The 17,813-nt window shown below is 28.8% G+C and carries 21 protein-coding genes and 1 riboswitch; of the genes, 3 read left to right on the top strand and 18 right to left on the bottom strand.

Annotated elements, in window-relative coordinates:
- Positions 1 to 352: 352 nt before the first annotated feature.
- The 7 genes from KQI16_RS11955 to KQI16_RS11985 all read right to left on the bottom strand — a co-directional run bounded on the left by KQI16_RS11955 (position 353) and on the right by KQI16_RS11985 (position 5,746).
- Positions 353 to 706: a hypothetical protein gene (locus KQI16_RS11955; RefSeq protein ID WP_216434713.1), complete on the bottom strand. Its 354-nt coding sequence runs from the start codon at positions 704 to 706 to the stop codon at positions 353 to 355.
- Positions 707 to 786: 80 nt separating this feature from the next.
- The gene (locus tag KQI16_RS11960) at positions 787 to 1,467 is read right to left on the bottom strand and encodes a YczE/YyaS/YitT family protein (RefSeq protein WP_216434715.1); all 681 of its coding nucleotides are present in this window, start codon (positions 1,465 to 1,467) and stop codon (positions 787 to 789) included.
- Between the two features lie 164 nt (positions 1,468 to 1,631).
- Positions 1,632 to 2,429, bottom strand: a complete 798-nt coding sequence (locus KQI16_RS11965; RefSeq protein ID WP_119864455.1) for a peptidoglycan recognition protein family protein — start codon at positions 2,427 to 2,429, stop codon at positions 1,632 to 1,634.
- Positions 2,430 to 2,780: 351 nt separating this feature from the next.
- Positions 2,781 to 3,407 (bottom strand): nuclease-related domain-containing protein, encoded by a 627-nt coding sequence (locus KQI16_RS11970; protein WP_216434717.1) that lies wholly within the window; start codon positions 3,405 to 3,407, stop codon positions 2,781 to 2,783.
- Between the two features lie 125 nt (positions 3,408 to 3,532).
- Positions 3,533 to 3,862, bottom strand: a complete 330-nt coding sequence (locus KQI16_RS11975; protein WP_216434719.1) for a DUF898 family protein — start codon at positions 3,860 to 3,862, stop codon at positions 3,533 to 3,535.
- A gap of 94 nt (positions 3,863 to 3,956) precedes the next feature.
- Positions 3,957 to 5,135, bottom strand: coding sequence for a cation:proton antiporter (locus tag KQI16_RS11980; RefSeq protein WP_216434721.1), 1,179 nt, complete (start codon positions 5,133 to 5,135; stop codon positions 3,957 to 3,959).
- Between the two features lie 59 nt (positions 5,136 to 5,194).
- Positions 5,195 to 5,271, bottom strand: a riboswitch (Fluoride riboswitch).
- A gap of 118 nt (positions 5,272 to 5,389) precedes the next feature.
- The gene (locus KQI16_RS11985; protein WP_286173110.1) at positions 5,390 to 5,746 is read right to left on the bottom strand and encodes a DUF3221 domain-containing protein; all 357 of its coding nucleotides are present in this window, start codon (positions 5,744 to 5,746) and stop codon (positions 5,390 to 5,392) included.
- 151 nt (positions 5,747 to 5,897) lie between these two features.
- Here KQI16_RS11985 and KQI16_RS11990 point away from each other — a divergent pair, with 151 nt between their 5' ends.
- A complete protein-coding gene (locus KQI16_RS11990) occupies positions 5,898 to 6,068 on the top strand; it encodes a hypothetical protein (RefSeq protein WP_216434723.1) in 171 nt (56 codons plus the stop codon).
- 99 nt (positions 6,069 to 6,167) lie between these two features.
- Here KQI16_RS11990 and KQI16_RS11995 read toward each other — a convergent pair whose 3' ends face one another.
- On the bottom strand, positions 6,168 to 6,413 hold the full coding sequence (locus tag KQI16_RS11995) for a hypothetical protein (RefSeq protein WP_216434726.1): 246 nt from the start codon (positions 6,411 to 6,413) through the stop codon (positions 6,168 to 6,170).
- 95 nt (positions 6,414 to 6,508) lie between these two features.
- On the opposite strand from KQI16_RS11995, the gene KQI16_RS12000 reads away from it, so the two are divergent.
- Positions 6,509 to 7,336, top strand: a complete 828-nt coding sequence (locus tag KQI16_RS12000; protein WP_216434728.1) for a methyl-accepting chemotaxis protein — start codon at positions 6,509 to 6,511, stop codon at positions 7,334 to 7,336.
- Here the strand turns inward: KQI16_RS12000 and KQI16_RS12005 are convergent.
- Positions 7,284 to 8,084 (bottom strand): RelA/SpoT domain-containing protein, encoded by an 801-nt coding sequence (locus KQI16_RS12005; RefSeq protein ID WP_216434730.1) that lies wholly within the window; start codon positions 8,082 to 8,084, stop codon positions 7,284 to 7,286. The two genes, KQI16_RS12000 and KQI16_RS12005, sit on opposite strands and share 53 nt — an antisense overlap.
- Before the next feature lie 91 nt (positions 8,085 to 8,175).
- Here KQI16_RS12005 and KQI16_RS12010 point away from each other — a divergent pair, with 91 nt between their 5' ends.
- Positions 8,176 to 8,505: a cache domain-containing protein gene (locus KQI16_RS12010; RefSeq protein WP_216434732.1), complete on the top strand. Its 330-nt coding sequence runs from the start codon at positions 8,176 to 8,178 to the stop codon at positions 8,503 to 8,505.
- A gap of 69 nt (positions 8,506 to 8,574) precedes the next feature.
- Here the strand turns inward: KQI16_RS12010 and KQI16_RS12015 are convergent, their stop codons facing one another.
- From KQI16_RS12015 to KQI16_RS12055, 9 genes are all read right to left on the bottom strand, one after another.
- Entirely contained in the window at positions 8,575 to 8,919 is a 345-nt protein-coding gene (locus tag KQI16_RS12015) for a DUF1667 domain-containing protein (protein ID WP_216434735.1), read from the bottom strand.
- A gap of 1 nt (position 8,920) precedes the next feature.
- Positions 8,921 to 10,174, bottom strand: coding sequence for an NAD(P)/FAD-dependent oxidoreductase (locus tag KQI16_RS12020; RefSeq protein ID WP_216434737.1), 1,254 nt, complete (start codon positions 10,172 to 10,174; stop codon positions 8,921 to 8,923).
- A gap of 12 nt (positions 10,175 to 10,186) precedes the next feature.
- On the bottom strand, positions 10,187 to 11,614 hold the full coding sequence (locus KQI16_RS12025; RefSeq protein WP_216434739.1) for an NAD(P)/FAD-dependent oxidoreductase: 1,428 nt from the start codon (positions 11,612 to 11,614) through the stop codon (positions 10,187 to 10,189).
- A gap of 207 nt (positions 11,615 to 11,821) precedes the next feature.
- Complete coding sequence (gene glpK, locus KQI16_RS12030; protein WP_216434741.1) at positions 11,822 to 13,309, bottom strand: glycerol kinase GlpK; 1,488 nt, start codon at positions 13,307 to 13,309, stop codon at positions 11,822 to 11,824.
- A 33-nt stretch (positions 13,310 to 13,342) separates the two neighbouring features.
- Positions 13,343 to 13,678 (bottom strand): Lin0368 family putative glycerol transporter subunit, encoded by a 336-nt coding sequence (locus tag KQI16_RS12035; protein ID WP_216434744.1) that lies wholly within the window; start codon positions 13,676 to 13,678, stop codon positions 13,343 to 13,345.
- Between the two features lie 26 nt (positions 13,679 to 13,704).
- Positions 13,705 to 14,103 carry a Lin0368 family putative glycerol transporter subunit gene (locus tag KQI16_RS12040; protein WP_119864438.1) on the bottom strand — a complete coding sequence of 133 codons (399 nt, stop codon included), beginning with the start codon at positions 14,101 to 14,103 and terminating at the stop codon, positions 13,705 to 13,707.
- Between the two features lie 354 nt (positions 14,104 to 14,457).
- On the bottom strand, positions 14,458 to 15,015 hold the full coding sequence (locus KQI16_RS12045; RefSeq protein ID WP_216434745.1) for a glycerol-3-phosphate responsive antiterminator: 558 nt from the start codon (positions 15,013 to 15,015) through the stop codon (positions 14,458 to 14,460).
- Positions 15,016 to 15,284: 269 nt separating this feature from the next.
- A complete protein-coding gene (gltS, locus tag KQI16_RS12050; RefSeq protein WP_216434747.1) occupies positions 15,285 to 16,481 on the bottom strand; it encodes a sodium/glutamate symporter in 1,197 nt (398 codons plus the stop codon).
- 443 nt (positions 16,482 to 16,924) lie between these two features.
- A partial coding sequence (locus KQI16_RS12055) for a hypothetical protein (protein WP_216434750.1) occupies positions 16,925 to 17,813 on the bottom strand: 889 nt, incomplete at its 5' end.

Here is a 17,813-nt window from a genome sequence, read left to right on the forward strand (position 1 = left end):
TTAAAGGAATTTAATTAATACAAGAGTTTTCATTCAAGTGGAAAATTATTGAATTATTTTTTTCGTATAATAACGACTTTTAAGGGTATAACCTGCATATATAAAAATATATTTTTGTCTAATTTTATAATATTATAGCACAAGGATAATTTAATTAATTCAATGGTTTTTGGCAAAAATACAATTAAAATAAATTTTTATCAAAAAATCACTTAAAAAATTTAATTTATAAAATTTTATAGACTGAGTCTGGATAAAATTTAACTTTTTATAAAAAACAAAATAAAAAGGAGCTATCGCCAAAGGATATTAACACCTCTAAGCGATAGCTCCTTAAATTTTGTATATTTTATTATTTTTTACTTTTATTATTGCCTTTTTTATTAGAAGTCACTCTTTTATTATTTAATTTATTTTTACTATTTTCATCTTCTTTTCTAAAAATAACTTCTTGAAGGGCACCAACAAATCCTAATAAAATACCATATATAAAATTATTTAAGTTTAAAGATCTACTGATTCCTACTACTAAAACAATAGATATTAAAAGAAAAAAGCTTCCATAAGATTCTTTCTTTTTTAACTTATTTGTTATTTTTCTAATAGGGTCAAATAAATTTACATCATTGTTTAATTTCTCAAATATTTTAGAAAATATAACAAAGGCTGTTATTCCACATATAGCTACAATAAAAAATTCCTTCAACTTAATTTCCTCCCGACATCTAAAAAACCTTTTTCACTATTGAATTATATACCCACCTTACTTATATTCCAACAAAAAAGTTAATTAATACTACTCTTCTTAGTGGATAATAAACTAAAAAACGCCTTAAAATCGTGAAAGCTGTCCATTAGTGACTTTTGCTTTAATTTTGCTACATCAAATTTTTTTAATTTGAATATCATTTCCATAGCATAACCAGTTCCTAAAGCAGATATAACCGTTCCAACTCCAAAGCTTCCTCCTAATAAAATTCCAATTAGTAAAACTGTCACTTCCATAACTGTTTTAATTAAATTTATAGACTTATTTAGTTTTTTGTTTAGTCCGACTAAAAGACTATCCCTAGGTCCACACCCAAGACCACAGCTCATATAAAGATAACATCCATAAGCTAATAAAAACAATCCTGTTACAACCATAATTATTCCGGTAAAAATACGATCAGCCTTAGGGATTATATTAATATAATTTAAAAAATCTATAACCCATCCAGCTAAAAAGACATTAACAATAGAACCTATACCAACCTTCTCTCCAACTGCTATGCTTAGTAAAAATACTATAAGGCTTACAATTATACTTGCTTGTCCAATTGTAATTCCCATAACCTTTGATATTCCTTCATGAAAAACATCCCAGGGCAATAAACCAATATTAGAATTTAACATAAACACTGTTGAGCTTCCACATAATATTATCCCCCAGATTAATCTTAATATTTTCTTTAAAACATTCCCCATTATTAGTCCTTCTTTCAATTCTACTTCTGTAATTTTTCTCAGTAAATTTTACCACCATAAAATAGCTAAAACAATAAATTAATTTTCATAAGAATAATTTTATTACAAAATAAAAAAGTGGACATATGTCCACTTGAAAGAAAAGAAAGATATTAAATTTTATTTTAAGGATATAATTTTATTCCTAAACTATTGAAAACACTATAACCCTCATTTTGATCTGCACATTTTACAGCATTATCAAATATAGTAAAAGCACCTATTTGTGTTGAAGGATTTTCCCAACTTTGCCTTACTCTATAAAATTTATCTGGTGAAGGATAGACTTGTTTTCCTGAACTATTAAAAACTATATATCCTGGATTATTATTTACACATTCTATTGCATTTTTTAATACACTAAAGGCTCCTATCTGACTCGAAGCTTCTAACCAGCTCTGTCTTACCCTATAAAGCTCATCATTTATAATATTCTCTCTTAATTTATTTAATTCTTTATTTATCATATCTAAGAATCTTTGCCAACCTAAATCTAAGGTTCTATGAGGACAATATTTATTAGAAAAATCTTGATGCTTTTTAACATTATTTATATTCCATCCAAATTGCTTTAACAATGCTGCAACTTCCTTTGCTGCCCTTTGTTCTGCTTTAGTAAATTTATCTCCACCAGATTTTGAGTAACAAATTTCTATAGCAATATAATTTCTATTACCTTCTCCTGCGACACCATCTCCTGCATGCCAAGCATTCCTATTAAAAGGAATACCTTGTATCGCTTCAACATCATCAATTGCAATATGAAAGGATGTAGCTAAGCCATTAGATTGCATATAGGATATTTCATTGGCTGCTGCAGCATCATTGGCTGTGTTGTGAATACACACTCCCTTTGGTACCATTGAATAAGGACATTTTAAGTTATATTTATCTGGAGATATAAGTTTTTTTATTAAAGCCATAAAAATTCCTCCTAACATATTTTTAAAACCAATCTTTTCTATTTTTCAAATATGCATTGTAAGGAAGGATTTTATGAAAAGCTTGGATTTAGAAAATTAAAAACAGGAATGGGATATTTTATCGATTCTGCTAGGATGAAATCGAAGGGTTTTATAGAATAATGTAGATTTTTATATATTAATTTATATTGACATTAATCTTGTCTCTAATTTATCATCAATTTGTAGTTAATTATTTTTGCTAGGTAGAAATTCTTATACATACTGCTATCTACCTAGCATTTATTTTTTATCTTTAATAAACAAGATTTCATTAATAGCTAGAATAAAGAAACTAGAAAACAAACTTCCTTAATATAAAGTTTTTTTCAATTTCTTTACATGCTTTTTTATTGCTCTATTACTAATAATATTTTTCTTATTTATAGAATTATAAATTTCAGATATTTCATCCTTTGATAAGTAAATATCTGATTTATATTTTTTAATAAATCTTTTTAGTTTTTTTAATTGAATTACTGGAACTTCAACTTTTATTTTTTTTATATTTGATTTATTAGTAAAAACTATTAAAGATATAAATATATCCTTTCTATCTAACATTTCTTCTAAAGCTTTTATATGTCCATAATTTTGTCTTATTGGATTATAAAAAGTATTCTTTCTTCCATTTAATTTTTGCATCCAATACTTTGAGTATTGATCTCCATATATCTTTCCATTATAATCCTTTGTTTCTATAACAAAAACACCTTTTTTCCCTATTAAAATATGATCAATCTGGCTTGTTCCACTTTCCCTTTTTATCATTACATTGCTTAAAAGCTTATAGCCTTTAATTTTCTCTAATACTTCATTTACTTCTATTTCCCCTTGGTTAAGTTCTATTTTTCTTCTTCTAAAAATCATTATTACTATTAATGATAAAATAAGAACTGATATTATCATTAAATATATAATTATCTTTTGTGTATTCATATTTTGGTCTCTCCTATATTGGTCTTTAATTATTTTTCTATTTGCTTTAGCAGGCTATGTTTTAGTAGTTTTTTGATAATTAAGTAATAAAAGAGCCATCCTAGGATGCCCTTTTATTACTAAACTTAATTTGCAAAGCTTGTATTTTTTACTTTCCACTTTTCTAATGCAATTCCTAGCCAAAAGGAGTATATGCCTAATGTTATAATACAAAGAAAAAACCATTTTATCCAGTTTCCAAATAAATTAATTGCTTTTCCATTAAACCTTAATCTTCTTCCATTTATTACAGTATGGTTAATCTTCCAACCGTATACCATGCATAGAGCCCAAGGATAACAAATACCAAAGGTAACCGTTGTAATTATTATTCCTAATATTCTCAAAGCAATAAGTTCTAATAGACCTCCATCAAAATAAGATTCCCCTTGTGCTAAATTTACATTTTCCTGCATCACGACTCTTCCTCCTTTGAATAGTAATTATATATAAAATTTTAAGTATTTACAAGGCTTATACTATGCTATATAATCTGCAACTAAAAAAATACTAATCTCCTACCAGAAGCCTTTTATAGCTCTTATCTACACAAATTGCTCCAAATGGTGCTGTAATAAGAATAGATAAAACTGCAACTGTTAATACCTGCTGTCCACAAGCTAAGCCCATTGATAGTGGAATACTTCCTATTGCGGCTTGAACTGTAGCTTTAGGGGTGTATGCCAACATACAAAAGATTCTTTCCTTTATGGTTATCTTTGTTTTTAATAAACATACAAATACCCCTATCATTCTGATTATTAAAGCTCCAATGACTACAATTATTGCAGAGAAGCCTGTTTTTAAAGCATAAGATAAATCAACTGTTGCTCCTACAAGAACAAATAAAAGTACTTCTGCTCCAACCCATAACTTATTATATTTGCTGGATAATCTTTTACCAAGAATCTCATACCTTTGCTTTATTGCTATTCCCATAGCCATAATTCCAATAAGACCCGATAAAGGAATAAAACCCTTTAACTGATTTTCCAATTCAATAAGCAAAAAGGATATACTTAGTATTATTAGCAATTTAACAGAATCTCTCATATGGAAAGTTTTAAAAAACTTAACTAGAATTATTCCAGTTATAATTCCCAAAGCTATTCCTAAAATTATTGAAATTGGAATTTCAATAAAGTTCATTGCACTTACTTTTCCTCCAAGAGCTAAAGAAGTAAAAGCTGTAAACATAACTATAACAAATACATCATCTACAGAAGCTCCTGCCAATATTAATTGAGGAATGCTATGCTCCTTTCCATATCCCTCATCAATAAGTTTTATCATCCTAGGTACAATAACCGCTGGAGATACTGCTGCAAGAACTGATCCCATTATGGCTGCTTCTAAAACACTTAAAGTAAAAACTCTTGGAGCTATTAAAATTACTCCTAAAATTTCAAAGCAGGCAGGGACAAAACACATTAAAATTGCCGGCCTTCCTACCCTTTTTAAATCTGAAATATCTAAGGATAATCCTGCTCTTGTAAGAATTATAACTAAGGCTAACTGCCTTAAATCTGCTGAAATATTTAATAAAGAAGAATCAAGCAAATTCAAGGCATAAGGACTTAATATAATTCCCGTTATAATCATTCCTAATAAACTTGGAAGTTTTAATTTATTAAATACCTTTCCTAATAATAATCCTAATAAAAAAATCAGTGCTAAACTTGTTAACATTCCTACTCCTCCTATGTTTATATTTTGGCAATAAAAAAAGCTGATAATTCCTGTGATTATTACTCACAGAAGTCATCAGCATAAATGCGGTTTTGGTTTTATTTAACCAGGGGAGAACTTCATTCCCAAATTCATTATATCACAATTTAATAAAATGAGCTATATTTTATTTATTGATTGATTATTAAGTAATCTTATAAATTGAATAATGATATTTGAAATATTGCTTTAAAGCATAGCATAAAAATAAAATTTTATGACACAAGTTTTATCTTATGACAATTTAATATTTGAGTAGGATAACTTTCTGCAATTAAGCCATCATAATAAATTACAACTTTTTGATTTTCTTTTAAATCTGTTATAGCTAACTTATTTTTATTTTCGTCAATAATTTTTGTCTTTTCTCTAATTGAAACAAATATTAAGTCTGCAGATTTTAATTCATTACTTCCTTCCTCAGGTGTAACTAAAATAGAATTTTCCTTTACTTCAACAATTACTGCATTAAAAGTTACATTATTTTTATCATTAAAAAAGTTAATTAAGCCATAAGCAATAAAAATTAATAAAGCAATTAATCCTAGAATAAGCATAGATTTCCTTTTCATATTTATACCTCCTTTAAGAAAAGCCCAAGTCACTTTTAAATTTTTCCTTGCAAAGCTTTACTATTATTATTCTAATATATGTAATTAATTATTTGGTTTCATTTTGGTTAAACTATAATCGATAATCGAAAAATTTTTAGGAGGAATCAAAATGGATAACAATAAAAATAGATTAAAAGACAGACCAAAATCTAATGCCGAATTAAGAAAAATGTATTCTGAAGCTGGCTCTGATATAGGATTTATAGATGGCAAGAAAAAAGGCTGTCATGCAAATGGCAAAAAATATACTAAAAGATCAAAATTATCTCATAATAAATAATTTAATTAAAAAGTTGGACAAATATTTATATTAATTACATCCTTTGGTAAATATTAAATACTTCCAATAATATAGGGTAAGTAATAATAGTTAAAATATTCACTTACCCTTATTTTTATTCTTTTCTTCCTTATCCCTTTCCTTGGATTTGCTCTCTGAAGCTTCTTCTAATTCTTCTAAATACTCTCTTTGAGCAGCTATAACCGCCATAATATCTCCTACAGCAGATAAAAAACTAGCAATAACACTTATTCCGCTTGCTGTTCTATCTTTACTTAACTCTATTGCAAGGATATTACTCAATATAGCTAGTTCTTCTGGACTAAGATTATCTGTAAACAGCATTTATTATTCTCCTATTAATAGACGCTTTATCCAATGGAGATTTAACCTTCAGAATAAGCGATTATACTTTAAATAGGAAAGATGAGTTTGGAATAATGGCAAATTCCTTGCTAAAAACTAAATTATCCTTAAAGGATATTCTAAAAAAAATTAAGGAAAATTCAAATAATGCTTTAATTCAATCAGATAACTTAGCTTCTGTATCAGAAGAAATATCCGAATCCTCTTCAAATGTTACTTGCTCTATTCAAGAGGTTGCAATAGGTATAAGCAATCAAACAGAAGGATTAATGAAAATTTCTAATTTAACTAATGATTTCAGTAAAGCTTTAGGGAATATAATCAATTCTATTAAGGAAGTAAATATTAAAATTAATGAAATAGGACAGATGGTTACTAACAATAAAACTCAAATGGACAATCTTGAAAGTTATATAAATTACACTAAAGAAGAATTTAATCTTTATAAAGAAAAAATTTCTGAATTTGCAAAAAGGTTTAGTAAGATTTCGGAGATGTGTAATTTAATAAATTCTATAGCTTCTAAAACAAATCTTTTAGCCTTAAATGCAGCAATAGAAGCTACTAGAGCTGGTGAACATGGAAAGGGTTTTGCTATAGTTTCCGAAGAAATTAGAAAATTAGCTGAAGAAAGTAAAATTTCTTCTAAAAATATTAATATTCTTGTTACTGAACTTACTAAAGATAGTAAATCTATGATAGATAATTCAATTATATTAGACGAAAAGTTAGCAGAAGAAATAAATATAGTCGCTAAAACTTTAAATTACTTTCAACCTTTACTTTATCTAAAAATGATAAATAAAATTAATAAATGCAAAAAGAAGAGTTCTATCACTCTTCTTTTATTTATTTATTTATTTTCTTTAACTCTTCTATTTCTTTTCTTTGAGCTTCTATGACCTTGATATATTCTTTTTCTTTATTACCCCATTCTTTACTTAAATCATTTATAAGAGATGCCATTTCATCGGCACTTCCAACTATTCTATTAAAAAGAAGAAGATTAGACTTTAATATTTCTGGAATTTCATGATGGGAATATCTTAAAGTATGATCTATTTCACCATAGCCTTCTTCAAATATTGTTCTAACTTGAATTTCTGCTATAACTTTTTCATTAGTTGGATAAAATTCAACTAAATAATGTACTGAACGATATCCTGATATTCTTGATCTGACTTCAATATTTAATTCTTCAAAAGGCTTGGTATTGTCCCCTTCTCTAACATTAGCAGTAACTTCAATAACCTTCCAAGTTTTCATAATAAATTCATGGATAGCCTGCCATTGATCTTTAAATATATGAATAACCCTTATTCCAATTAGGTCATTAATTTCATTTTTATAGTTATCCACAGAGAATTCAAAATCATCCCCATATTTTTCTTTTCTATCCCCAGTCTTTCTAATTATTTTTTCTATTAACCTTTCTGGCTTCTTAACCCTTGATTTTACAGAGTGAACAGAGTCAACAGAACGAAAAATATTAGCTATAAAATTTGCATGATTTTCATAAGAAAGTTCATATTTCACAAAATCCTCATAAATTTCTTTTAATGAATTTATGTTGATATTATATTCCTTAATCTTTTCTTTAGCATGAGGATATTTTAGTAAAAACTCTTCTATATTAAAACTCTTCTTCATAAAATCATACTCCTTTATCTATAGGTATTTTTATTATTATACCTTATCTCTCCATTTCACTTCAAAACTTTTTTTCAAAGTTAATAATAATATGAGCATGAATTTAATAAACGCTAAATACGAGGGGGATTGGTCTATAAAAGATAATAAGCTCTATAAGGGTGATTTTTTAATAAACGATAATAATGAAATAGTTGATTTAGTTAAAGAATCCTGCCAGTCAGAAGTAACAATATTTTTAAATGACACTAGAGTTTCAACTACAATAATAGAAGATAATAAACGTGTAATAGGCACTAAAGCAAATGCAGAAATATCTTCTAAAGTTCTATCTAATGCTGAAGAAGTTAAATTAAATACTGAAATATTTAACGCTAAATATAAAGCACTATATTCTAATCGAATTACTTTCAACCTTTAAGCTTTAAGGGACTAACCCTATTACAAAAAATGTATGGGGTCAGTCCCTCTTGCAAACCTTTTTAAATATTTACAAATCTCTAGTAGCAATTACATCTACTCCAGTGTTAAGGATGTTTTCAACAATAACATCTCCCATTTTTACTGGAGCTTTAACTGTAATCTTATTTAATTCTTCTATACACTTAAAATTCAAATCTTTAGGAATTGGCGCCTTTGTTTTTACAGGTAAAACTGCATGATGAGCACCCTCTATCTTAACAGTTGTTGTAATAACCCTTACAGGATTTGTTACTTCATTTATTCCATAAATCTCTCCTCGCTTACAGCTATTACCTGTAACTGTTAGTTTTTCTGTATCTACTGATAAGTGGCAGCCCATTGGGCAGCTTATGCAAATTAATTCCTTAACCATCTTATTCACCATCCTCTAAAGATATAACTAAATTGCCCTTTATTCCTTCTAGCAGCTTTTTATTCAAAAGTATCTTTTCCATTTCAGAAGGAGCTAAATGCTTTCTCTTAAATTTAGCTATTAACTTGTCCTCATGTCTAACTGTAATTACCTTATCTCTATAGATATTATTTACCCTCATAAAAACTGTTAAATTATTTTCTATTGCCTCTACAGATATTTTTTGAGGAACAGTATAGGTAATATTTTTACCATTAATTATATCAATTTCTTCTCCCCTTAATAATTCACCCTTTATATATTTAGCAGCACAAGCTCCTGCATGCTTTGCTTCTGCTGTTACAAAGTCAACTAAATCATGAACATGAACAACATTACCGCAGGCAAAAATTCCTTCTATTGATGTTTCCATACTTTCATTTACTATTAGACCGTTAGTTCTCTTATCTAATTCAATACCAGCATTTTTTGATAATTCATTCTCTGGTATTAAACCTACTGATAATAAAAGAGTATCGCAGTCAAATTCAATTTCAGTTCCCTTTATAGGTCTTCTATTTTCATCTACCTTTGCAATAACAACCTTTTCTAATCTTTCCTTGCCAATAATATCTACAACTGTATGTGAAAGATATAATGGAATGTCATAGTCATTTAAGCATTGAACGATATTTCTATTTAAGCCGTTAGAATAAGGCATAAGTTCTACAACAGCCTTAACCTTTGCTCCCTCTAGACTCATTCTTCTTGCCATAATAAGTCCTATATCTCCAGATCCTAAAATAACAACTTCCTTACCTGGCATATAGCCTTCAATATTTATATATCTTTGGGCTGCCCCTGCATTAAATATTCCAGAAGGCCTATCTCCAGGAATATTTATAGCTCCTCTAGTTCTTTCCCTACAACCCATAGCTAAGATTATAGCTTTAGCTTCAATTTCCATATATCCCTTTTCTGAATTTATTGCATGAATGGTTTTATTGCCTTCAATATCTAAAACCATGGTATCTAGCATAACTTCAACCTTAGTGCTATTTACCATCTCAATAAACCTTTGAGCATATTCCGGCCCAGTTAATTCTTCTTTAAAAGTGTGTAATCCAAAACCATTGTGAATGCATTGGTTTAAAATTCCTCCAAGCTCTACATCTCTTTCAATTATTAAAATATTTTCTATTCCATTATTATAAGCCTCATAAGCTGCAGCTAGTCCAGCAGGGCCTCCACCAACTACTACTAAATCATATTTCATATAAACTTCCCCCTATTTTGTTTTACCTACTAGAATATAAGAGCCTTCTTTTTCCTGATAAACATTTATAGGATCTTTTTTAAGCTCCCTTGCTATAATTTCTAAAACTCTTGGGCCACAGAAGCCGCCTTGGCATCTTCCCATTCCTGGTCTGCACCTTCTTTTAACTCCATCTAAAGTTATAGTTCCAAAGGATCTTGAAATTGCATCAATGATTTCTCCCTCTGTTATGCCTTCACATCTACAGATTATCTTTCCGTAAGAAGGATTTTTCTTTATTAATTCCCCTTTTTCTTCCTTTGAAAGTTCACTAAATATAATCTGCTTTCTTCTTCCATCAAAATTTTCATTTCTCTCCTTAGTTAAACCAATATCTTGAAGAATTTTTACTACTTCTAAGGCAACTGCAGGAGCTGAAGATAATCCTGGTGATTTCATTCCAGCAGCATCAATAAATCCCTTTACATGCTCATCTTCCTTAATTATAAAATCACCCGTATCAGGTTGGGCTCTTAGTCCAGCAAAGTTCCTTATACTTTCCCTAAAATTAATTTTTTCAGTTGTTTTTAAGGTAGTTTCCCTTACATATTCAAGTCCTTTAGAAGTTGTATTAATCGCTTCCTTATCTTCTAAATCTTCTGCATCAGGTCCAACAATCAAATTACCATGAACAGTTGGAGAAACTAAAATTCCCTTTCCAAGAGTTGATGGACATTGGAATATTGTACTATTAAATAATTTTCCTTGAGATTTATCCATAACAAAATATTGTCCTCTTCTTGGAGTTATTTTAAAACTTTCAGGACAAATTAAATTATGAACCTTATCAGCATAAACTCCAGCTGCATTAACTATAAATCTACTTTCTATAACTTTATTATTTTTAGTTGTTATTTTAAAGTTTTCACCTTTTTCTATTTTTATAACTTCAGAATTTAAGAATATTTCACCACCATTTTTAACACCATTTTCAGCTAGGGCAATAGTATATTCCATAGGTCCAACTATTCCTCCAGTAGGTGCATATAAGGCTCCAACAACTTTATCTGAAACATTAGGTTCCTTTTCTAAAACTTCTTCCTTACTAAGGATTTTTAATCCCTTGACTCCAATTTTATTTCCATTGTCATAAAGCTTTTTAACAGTTTCTAAATCTTCCTCATTAAAAGCTAAAACTAAGGAACCATTTCTTTTAAAAGGAACATCTAACTCCTTACATAAATCTTCAAACATTTCATTTCCTTTAACATTAAGCCTTGCCATTAGGGTTCCTTCTTTAGGATCATATCCTGCATGAACTATAGCAGAGTTTGCTTTTGAAGTTCCCATAGAAACATCATTTTCTTTTTCAACAATAGCAACCTTTACCTTATACTTAGTTAACTCTCTAAAAATAGATGTTCCAATTACACCAGCTCCAATTATTACTACATCATACATAAAACTATACCCCCAAAAATTCTTTTTATAAAAGCTTTATTAGTTATTATTCCAGCAGAATAAACTAAAAAAAGCCAAGCCAAAATAAAGGTGTAAAAACCCCTTTATTTTGTGCTTGACTCTAAAACTCCTAAGCACTAACAAAATATTTATTTGATATCTTAATTATATCATGGGAATCACTAATTCTCAATATCTGTAAAATTATTATTTTTCTTCCCAATCTAAACTTCTCTTTACTGCTTTTGACCAGCCTGAGCAAAGTTTATTTCTAGTATCTTCATCCATCTTAGGAATAAATCTTTCTCCTTCGCACCAGTTCTTAGCTAATTCTTCCTTGCTTTCCCAGAAGCCTACAGCTAAACCTGCTAAATATGCAGCACCTAGAGCTGTTGTTTCTGTAATTATTGGTCTTCTTATTTCAGCATTTATTATGTCAGCTTGGAATTGCATTAAGAAGCCATTTCTACTTGCTCCACCGTCAACCTTTAAGCTTGTAAGTTTTGTTCCAGAATCCTTTTCCATAGTATCTAATACATCCTTAGATTGATATGCAATTGATTCTAGGGCAGCACGGATTATATGATTTCTGTTAGCTCCTCTAGTTAATCCTAAAATAGCTCCTCTAGCATATTGATTCCAATGTGGAGCTCCAAGTCCAGTAAAGGCAGGAACTATATAAACCCCTCCATTATCATCTACCTTTTTAGCAAAGTATTCTGTATCAGCAGCATCATTAACAAGCTTTAATTCATCTCTTATCCATTGAATTACTGCTCCGCCAATGAATACAGAACCTTCTAAAGCATATTGAACCTTATTATCTATACCAACAGCAATAGTTGTAACTAAACCATTGTTACTTCTTACTAATTCATCTCCTGTATTCATAAGTAAGAAGTTTCCTGTTCCATAGGTATTCTTTGCTTCACCCTTGTTAAAACAAGCTTGCCCAAATAATGCAGCTTGTTGGTCTCCAGCCATACCTGCAATTGGAACATCTACTCCACCTAAATTAGCATATCCATAAACTTCTGATGAATTTTTAACTTCAGGAAGCATTGACTTTGGAATATCTAAAATATTTAATAACTTTTCATCCCAGCATAAATCTTTGATGTTATATATCATTGTTCTAGATGCGTTTGTATAATCTGTAACGTGTACTTTTCCATTAGTTAATTTCCAAACTAACCAAGTATCTACTGTACCAAATAATAATTCTCCCCTATTTGCTTTTTCTCTAGCTCCCTCAACATTATCTAAAATCCATTTAATTTTAGTTCCTGAGAAATAAGCATCTGGTACTAATCCAGTAGCTTCTCTTATATAATCGCCATGACCATCTGCAACTAGTTTATCTACCATAGAAGAACTTCTTCTACATTGCCAAACTATTGCATTGTATATAGGTTCTCCAGTGTTCTTATCCCAAACTATTGTAGTTTCTCTTTGATTAGTAATACCTAAAGCAGCAATATCTTCATACTTTATATTTGTTTTTGCAATAACTTCTTGTAAAACTCCATATTGAGTTGACCATATTTCCATTGGATTGTGCTCAACCCATCCTTGAGTTGGATAAATTTGTGTGAATTCCTTTTGTGCTACGCCTAAAATATTTTGAGCCTTATCAAAAACTATAGCTCTTGAACTAGTTGTACCTTGATCTAAAGCAATAATATATTTTCCCATGATTTCATTCCTCCATTTTTATATAAATTAATTTTAAAGTATTATCGATAAAATAAAGCCTGCTAAAGTTCCCCCAACTAAAGCTGCTCCTATTTGTGGGATTGCCTTTTTTACTTTTCCCCCTTGAATAGCTGATGCAACGCAAAGTCCTATTCCTGCAGCAAATCCCATGTCTACCCAAACTGGTCCACTTTGTGTTATTAATCCAACTCCATGATTTAATGCCCAAGCTGTTCCTACAATAAATCCAGCTGCCATAAATCCTCCAATTGGACCAAACTTATCTACAAGTCCACCCCAATACATTCTTATTAAAAACGGAAATAAAAATCCACCAACTATTGTCGCTAGAGCTAATTCCAATGTCATAATAATACCCTCCTAACCTCTCTAAATTAATTATTTACATTTTGATTTTCAGATATTTCAACTTGTGCATTAGATTTTTTAGCCATATCCCTCTCTATAGCTGCTGCCACTATTCCTCCTATAACAGCCCCCACTGCTATAAGAGCTAGAGTAGGAAGTGATTTTACTGCACTACTAGCACCTTGATTGAAAAAGTCTCTCATAAAACAAGAAATACCAACTCCAAGTCCCATATCTATAAAAGCTCCATCATCCTCATTAGTTATTAATCCAAGATAATGGTTCATAAACCACATTGGACCTATTATTGCTACAGCTGCAAACCAGCCCCCTGCAATGCCATATTTTTCTGCAAAGGTTCCCCATATTCCGCCGACAAATAATCCAACGCACATAAAGCCTATTGTACTTCTTAAAAATTTCATTTTTATATCCCCCTAAATTATAATTCTCAATCTTAATAGATATAAAATCTCCCCTTTTAGAAACTAAATGTATAGTTTCTTTATCCTCTGATATTTAAAATTTTGTCCTTATGTTTAAAGTCCTTGAAAATCAAAATGCAAACTCTTAATTTTACTTATATCACCCCTTATCTTGCTTTTATATTCTTATTATTGGATAAAATATATTTAATATTAAATTGTAATCTTAAAATAACTAAAATCGATAACGTTTACTAAAAAAGTCAAGCCAAAATAAGATAGTTATCCTATTTTGTGCTTGACTCTAAATCTCTAACAGCACTAAACTATTTTTTCGCTAGTTAATATTAAATTTTAAATATCCCAAATTCTTTGATTAGAAGTAGATATACAGCTTGCCCCTGCTCTTAAGGCCTGTAATACCTCCTCTTTAGTTTCAACTAAGCCACCAACAATTATTGGCTTCTTGTATTTCTTAGAAATACTTTTAATTACCTTAGGTATAACCCCTGGAAGTATTTCAACTGCATCACAATCATTAGATATATGTTTCTCTGCGTTTTTCAAAGATAAGGAATCAAAAATAAATATTCTAAAAACAGTATTTAGCCCAACTTCTTTAGCTATTCTAATTAAGGAACTTTTGGTTGTTACTATTCCTTGAAAGGTTGTTTTTTCCTTTATAAATTTAACTGCTATCTCCTTATTAGAAAGTCCCTCAATTAAGTCTATGTGAACAAAACCAATTTTATTTTTATTTGATATCTTTTTGCTTATATTTAATATATTTATAATATTTCCATATAAAACAAAGATAACCTTACTCTCTGAATCAAGGGCGGCTTCTAATTCATTATCATCTTTAACTGCAGTTATTATTGGATTATCCTCCAAAACTCTACTTATATCCATTTTCACACCTTCTGTAATTGTTTTCAGGAAGATTATACCATTCAAATTTTACCTTGTCTATTACACTTAACTTAAAAAATAGTTAATGTATTAACAACTTAATAATTTAATAAAAAAAATAGTAAAAAAATAACATAAACAAATCTTTAACAGATTTACTTATGTTATTTTCTTTATATTTCCTTATAATTTTTAGTATTTCATTAATTTATTAGTAAAATTATAATAGTTTTTTTATATTTTTCCTTATGTATTATTACTTTTACATATTATCCAAATATGTTAATAAATATAGTAATAACAAAAGAATTAATAAAGTCAATAAATAAACATCCTACTATTGGAACTACAAGATATGGAGTTTTAGCAAAGCCATATTTATCTGTAAGAGCATCCATATTTGCTACTGCATTTGCTGTAGATCCCATTCCAAAACCTGAAAGGGCTGAAACAAAAACTGCAGCCTCATAATCTTTTCCCATAACTCTAAATACTATGTAATATCCAAATACAAACATAAGAATAGTTTGAGCTATTAACATAATAATTAAAGGAAGAGCTAAGTCAAATAATTCCCATAACTTTAATCCCATAAGGGCTAAGGATAGGAAGAAGGAAAGACTGATTCCACCTAAAGTTTCTATTTCCTTATCTTCAAGCTTTACTTTTCTTAAGTCGCATATATTTTTAATAATTGCAGCAGCAAGCATAGCCCCAATATAGGATGGGAAAGTTAATCCTAAGCCTTCCATAAACTTTGTAATAATTGCTCCTATTCCCATTGCTAAAAATATCCATGCTGCTCCATTCATAAGTTTCTTATGTGATAATACCGCTTCATTATCCTGATGAAAATCACTTACTGGTATAGTCTTATCACGATACTCCTTAACTGTTTTAAGTTTATTTCGCTCTATTAAAGTTTTTGCTGCAAATCCACCTAAAATGCTTCCCATAACTAGTCCAAAAGTTGCTGAGGCAAAAGCTACAGTTGTTGCTCCCTTAACCCCCATCCCCTCTAAAAGTGGTCCAAAAGAACCTGATGTACCATGTCCACCTACTAATGGAATGGAGCCTGTAGTTAGTCCTAATAATGGGTTAAGCTTAAAAGCTGATGCTAAAGATACTCCTAATATATTTTGAGTAATTACTAAAATAGTTGATAATATTAAAAATATTATAACTTTTACTCCCCCTTGTTTTAGCAGCCTAAAGCTTGCAGTATATCCAATACTGGTAAAAAAGGCTGTCATAAACACTTGCTGTAATGTAGTATCTAAGCTTATTGTTAAGATACCATTTAATTTACAAACTAACATTATTATTGAAAAAATCATTCCACCTACAACAGCTGATGGAATGCAGTATTTTTCTAAAACTTTTATTCTTTTTCTTATATAAGCCCCAAAATAAAATACAATGGTAGCTAGTGCCATCGTTTCAAATATATCTAATTTTATTTCCATGTATTTTCCTCCCTCAAAATTTAACGCTTTACTATATAATACAACATATTGAAATATAATCAAATAAAAATTTCATTTTTTTCGATAAATTTATGCATATTATATTTTTACTTTATTTCCAAGAATTAATCAAATGCAATAAAGCCCCCATGAGCACTTAATTATAGAAGGGTAAATTATTAAAACTATACATTTTAGATGTTTTTATTATTGAATAATTAAATTTAATTTCATTCATTTTTTATTAATTAAGTTTATTTGTTTTACATAATTTAATTATGTAAATTAAGTATCATTGTTAACTTCAATAAAATATTTTTATCAAATAGATATTTTTTTAACAAATAATAAAATAATTTCTATAATAAAAATTCAATAAAATCTATTTATAATACAAAAATGGTATTTACAAATATTTTGCAAATACCATTTTTATTAAAAATTTATATAGAAATTGAAGCGTTAGACTTATTAAAAATTTCCTCATTATTTTGCTTTACAAAACTTATTAATTCTCTTTCACCTTCTACTTCTCCTTTATAAGGGTAGGTTTTTGCTATTTTCTCAAACTCATCTAAATATTTTTTAGCTGCATTTTCATCTTTATTTATAAGAAGTTCATAAGCATATAATAACCTTTTTTTAGATAATGAATGTTTACTTGCCTTTATATATTTTTTTAATTCTTTAGTAAATAACTTATTTATTTTATCTATATTTCTATCTCCAATTATCTCATAAAAAAGTAACTCACATTCAATTTCATTTTTATATATTCCTAATAAATTATTAGAGTTTTCTAAAACATAATCAAATTCTTCTTTAGATCTTTGAAAATCTTTATTATCTTGATAATAACTTCCCATCATACAAGCAACTGATGCAATAATTGGATTGTTTAAATCTGCTCCTTCAGGAAGTTCAAACCACTCCTTAGGCATATCCTTAATTCTAGCCCCTCTTGCTAATAAGGCATTTATTTTTAGCTGTCTATAAAAAGCATATCTAGCATCCTTATTCTTCTTTAATGAAACTATATTATAGCCATCATTAGCAATTCCACCAATCTTTAATGGAATTATATTCATAAGTCCTAATATTATTCCTATCCCTGAAAAGGAAAGTAAAATTTCTAGTAAATAAGGCATATTAGAAAATATTAAATATATAATTATAGCTATAATTGAAAAAATAATATTTAAAAGTCCTCCCCCTAGGTTATATAAAATAAAAGGAAATTTATCTTCTTTATACTCAGGAGGCTCCATTAAACATTGTCCTCCTGTACCAGCTATACTAAATCTTTTTAGTTTAATTTTATCCTCTTCTTTC

The sequence above is a fragment of the Caproiciproducens sp. MSJ-32 genome (genome assembly GCF_018918055.1).
Classification (GTDB): Bacteria; Bacillota; Clostridia; order Clostridiales; family Clostridiaceae; genus Clostridium.

What these genes read in the sequence shown, in the direction of transcription:
- glpK (WP_216434741.1), bottom strand. Translation starts at nt 13,309, where the DNA reads ATGGGAAAATATATTATTGCTTTAGATCAAGGTACAACTAGTTCAAGA.
- KQI16_RS11985 (WP_286173110.1), bottom strand. Translation starts at nt 5,746, where the DNA reads ATGAAAAGGAAATCTATGCTTATTCTAGGATTAATTGCTTTATTAATT.
- KQI16_RS11960 (WP_216434715.1), bottom strand. Translation starts at nt 1,467, where the DNA reads ATGGGGAATGTTTTAAAGAAAATATTAAGATTAATCTGGGGGATAATA.
- KQI16_RS11965 (WP_119864455.1), bottom strand. Translation starts at nt 2,429, where the DNA reads ATGGCTTTAATAAAAAAACTTATATCTCCAGATAAATATAACTTAAAA.
- KQI16_RS12045 (WP_216434745.1), bottom strand. Translation starts at nt 15,015, where the DNA reads ATGGATATAAGTAGAGTTTTGGAGGATAATCCAATAATAACTGCAGTT.
- KQI16_RS12000 (WP_216434728.1), top strand. Translation starts at nt 6,509, where the DNA reads ATGGCAAATTCCTTGCTAAAAACTAAATTATCCTTAAAGGATATTCTA.
- KQI16_RS12035 (WP_216434744.1), bottom strand. Translation starts at nt 13,678, where the DNA reads ATGACATTGGAATTAGCTCTAGCGACAATAGTTGGTGGATTTTTATTT.
- KQI16_RS11990 (WP_216434723.1), top strand. Translation starts at nt 5,898, where the DNA reads ATGGATAACAATAAAAATAGATTAAAAGACAGACCAAAATCTAATGCC.
- KQI16_RS12040 (WP_119864438.1), bottom strand. Translation starts at nt 14,103, where the DNA reads ATGAAATTTTTAAGAAGTACAATAGGCTTTATGTGCGTTGGATTATTT.
- KQI16_RS12015 (WP_216434735.1), bottom strand. Translation starts at nt 8,919, where the DNA reads ATGGTTAAGGAATTAATTTGCATAAGCTGCCCAATGGGCTGCCACTTA.
- KQI16_RS11970 (WP_216434717.1), bottom strand. Translation starts at nt 3,407, where the DNA reads ATGAATACACAAAAGATAATTATATATTTAATGATAATATCAGTTCTT.
- KQI16_RS11980 (WP_216434721.1), bottom strand. Translation starts at nt 5,135, where the DNA reads ATGTTAACAAGTTTAGCACTGATTTTTTTATTAGGATTATTATTAGGA.
- KQI16_RS11975 (WP_216434719.1), bottom strand. Translation starts at nt 3,862, where the DNA reads ATGCAGGAAAATGTAAATTTAGCACAAGGGGAATCTTATTTTGATGGA.
- KQI16_RS12010 (WP_216434732.1), top strand. Translation starts at nt 8,176, where the DNA reads ATGAGCATGAATTTAATAAACGCTAAATACGAGGGGGATTGGTCTATA.
- KQI16_RS12025 (WP_216434739.1), bottom strand. Translation starts at nt 11,614, where the DNA reads ATGTATGATGTAGTAATAATTGGAGCTGGTGTAATTGGAACATCTATT.
- gltS (WP_216434747.1), bottom strand. Translation starts at nt 16,481, where the DNA reads ATGGAAATAAAATTAGATATATTTGAAACGATGGCACTAGCTACCATT.
- KQI16_RS12020 (WP_216434737.1), bottom strand. Translation starts at nt 10,174, where the DNA reads ATGAAATATGATTTAGTAGTAGTTGGTGGAGGCCCTGCTGGACTAGCT.
- KQI16_RS11995 (WP_216434726.1), bottom strand. Translation starts at nt 6,413, where the DNA reads ATGCTGTTTACAGATAATCTTAGTCCAGAAGAACTAGCTATATTGAGT.
- KQI16_RS12005 (WP_216434730.1), bottom strand. Translation starts at nt 8,084, where the DNA reads ATGAAGAAGAGTTTTAATATAGAAGAGTTTTTACTAAAATATCCTCAT.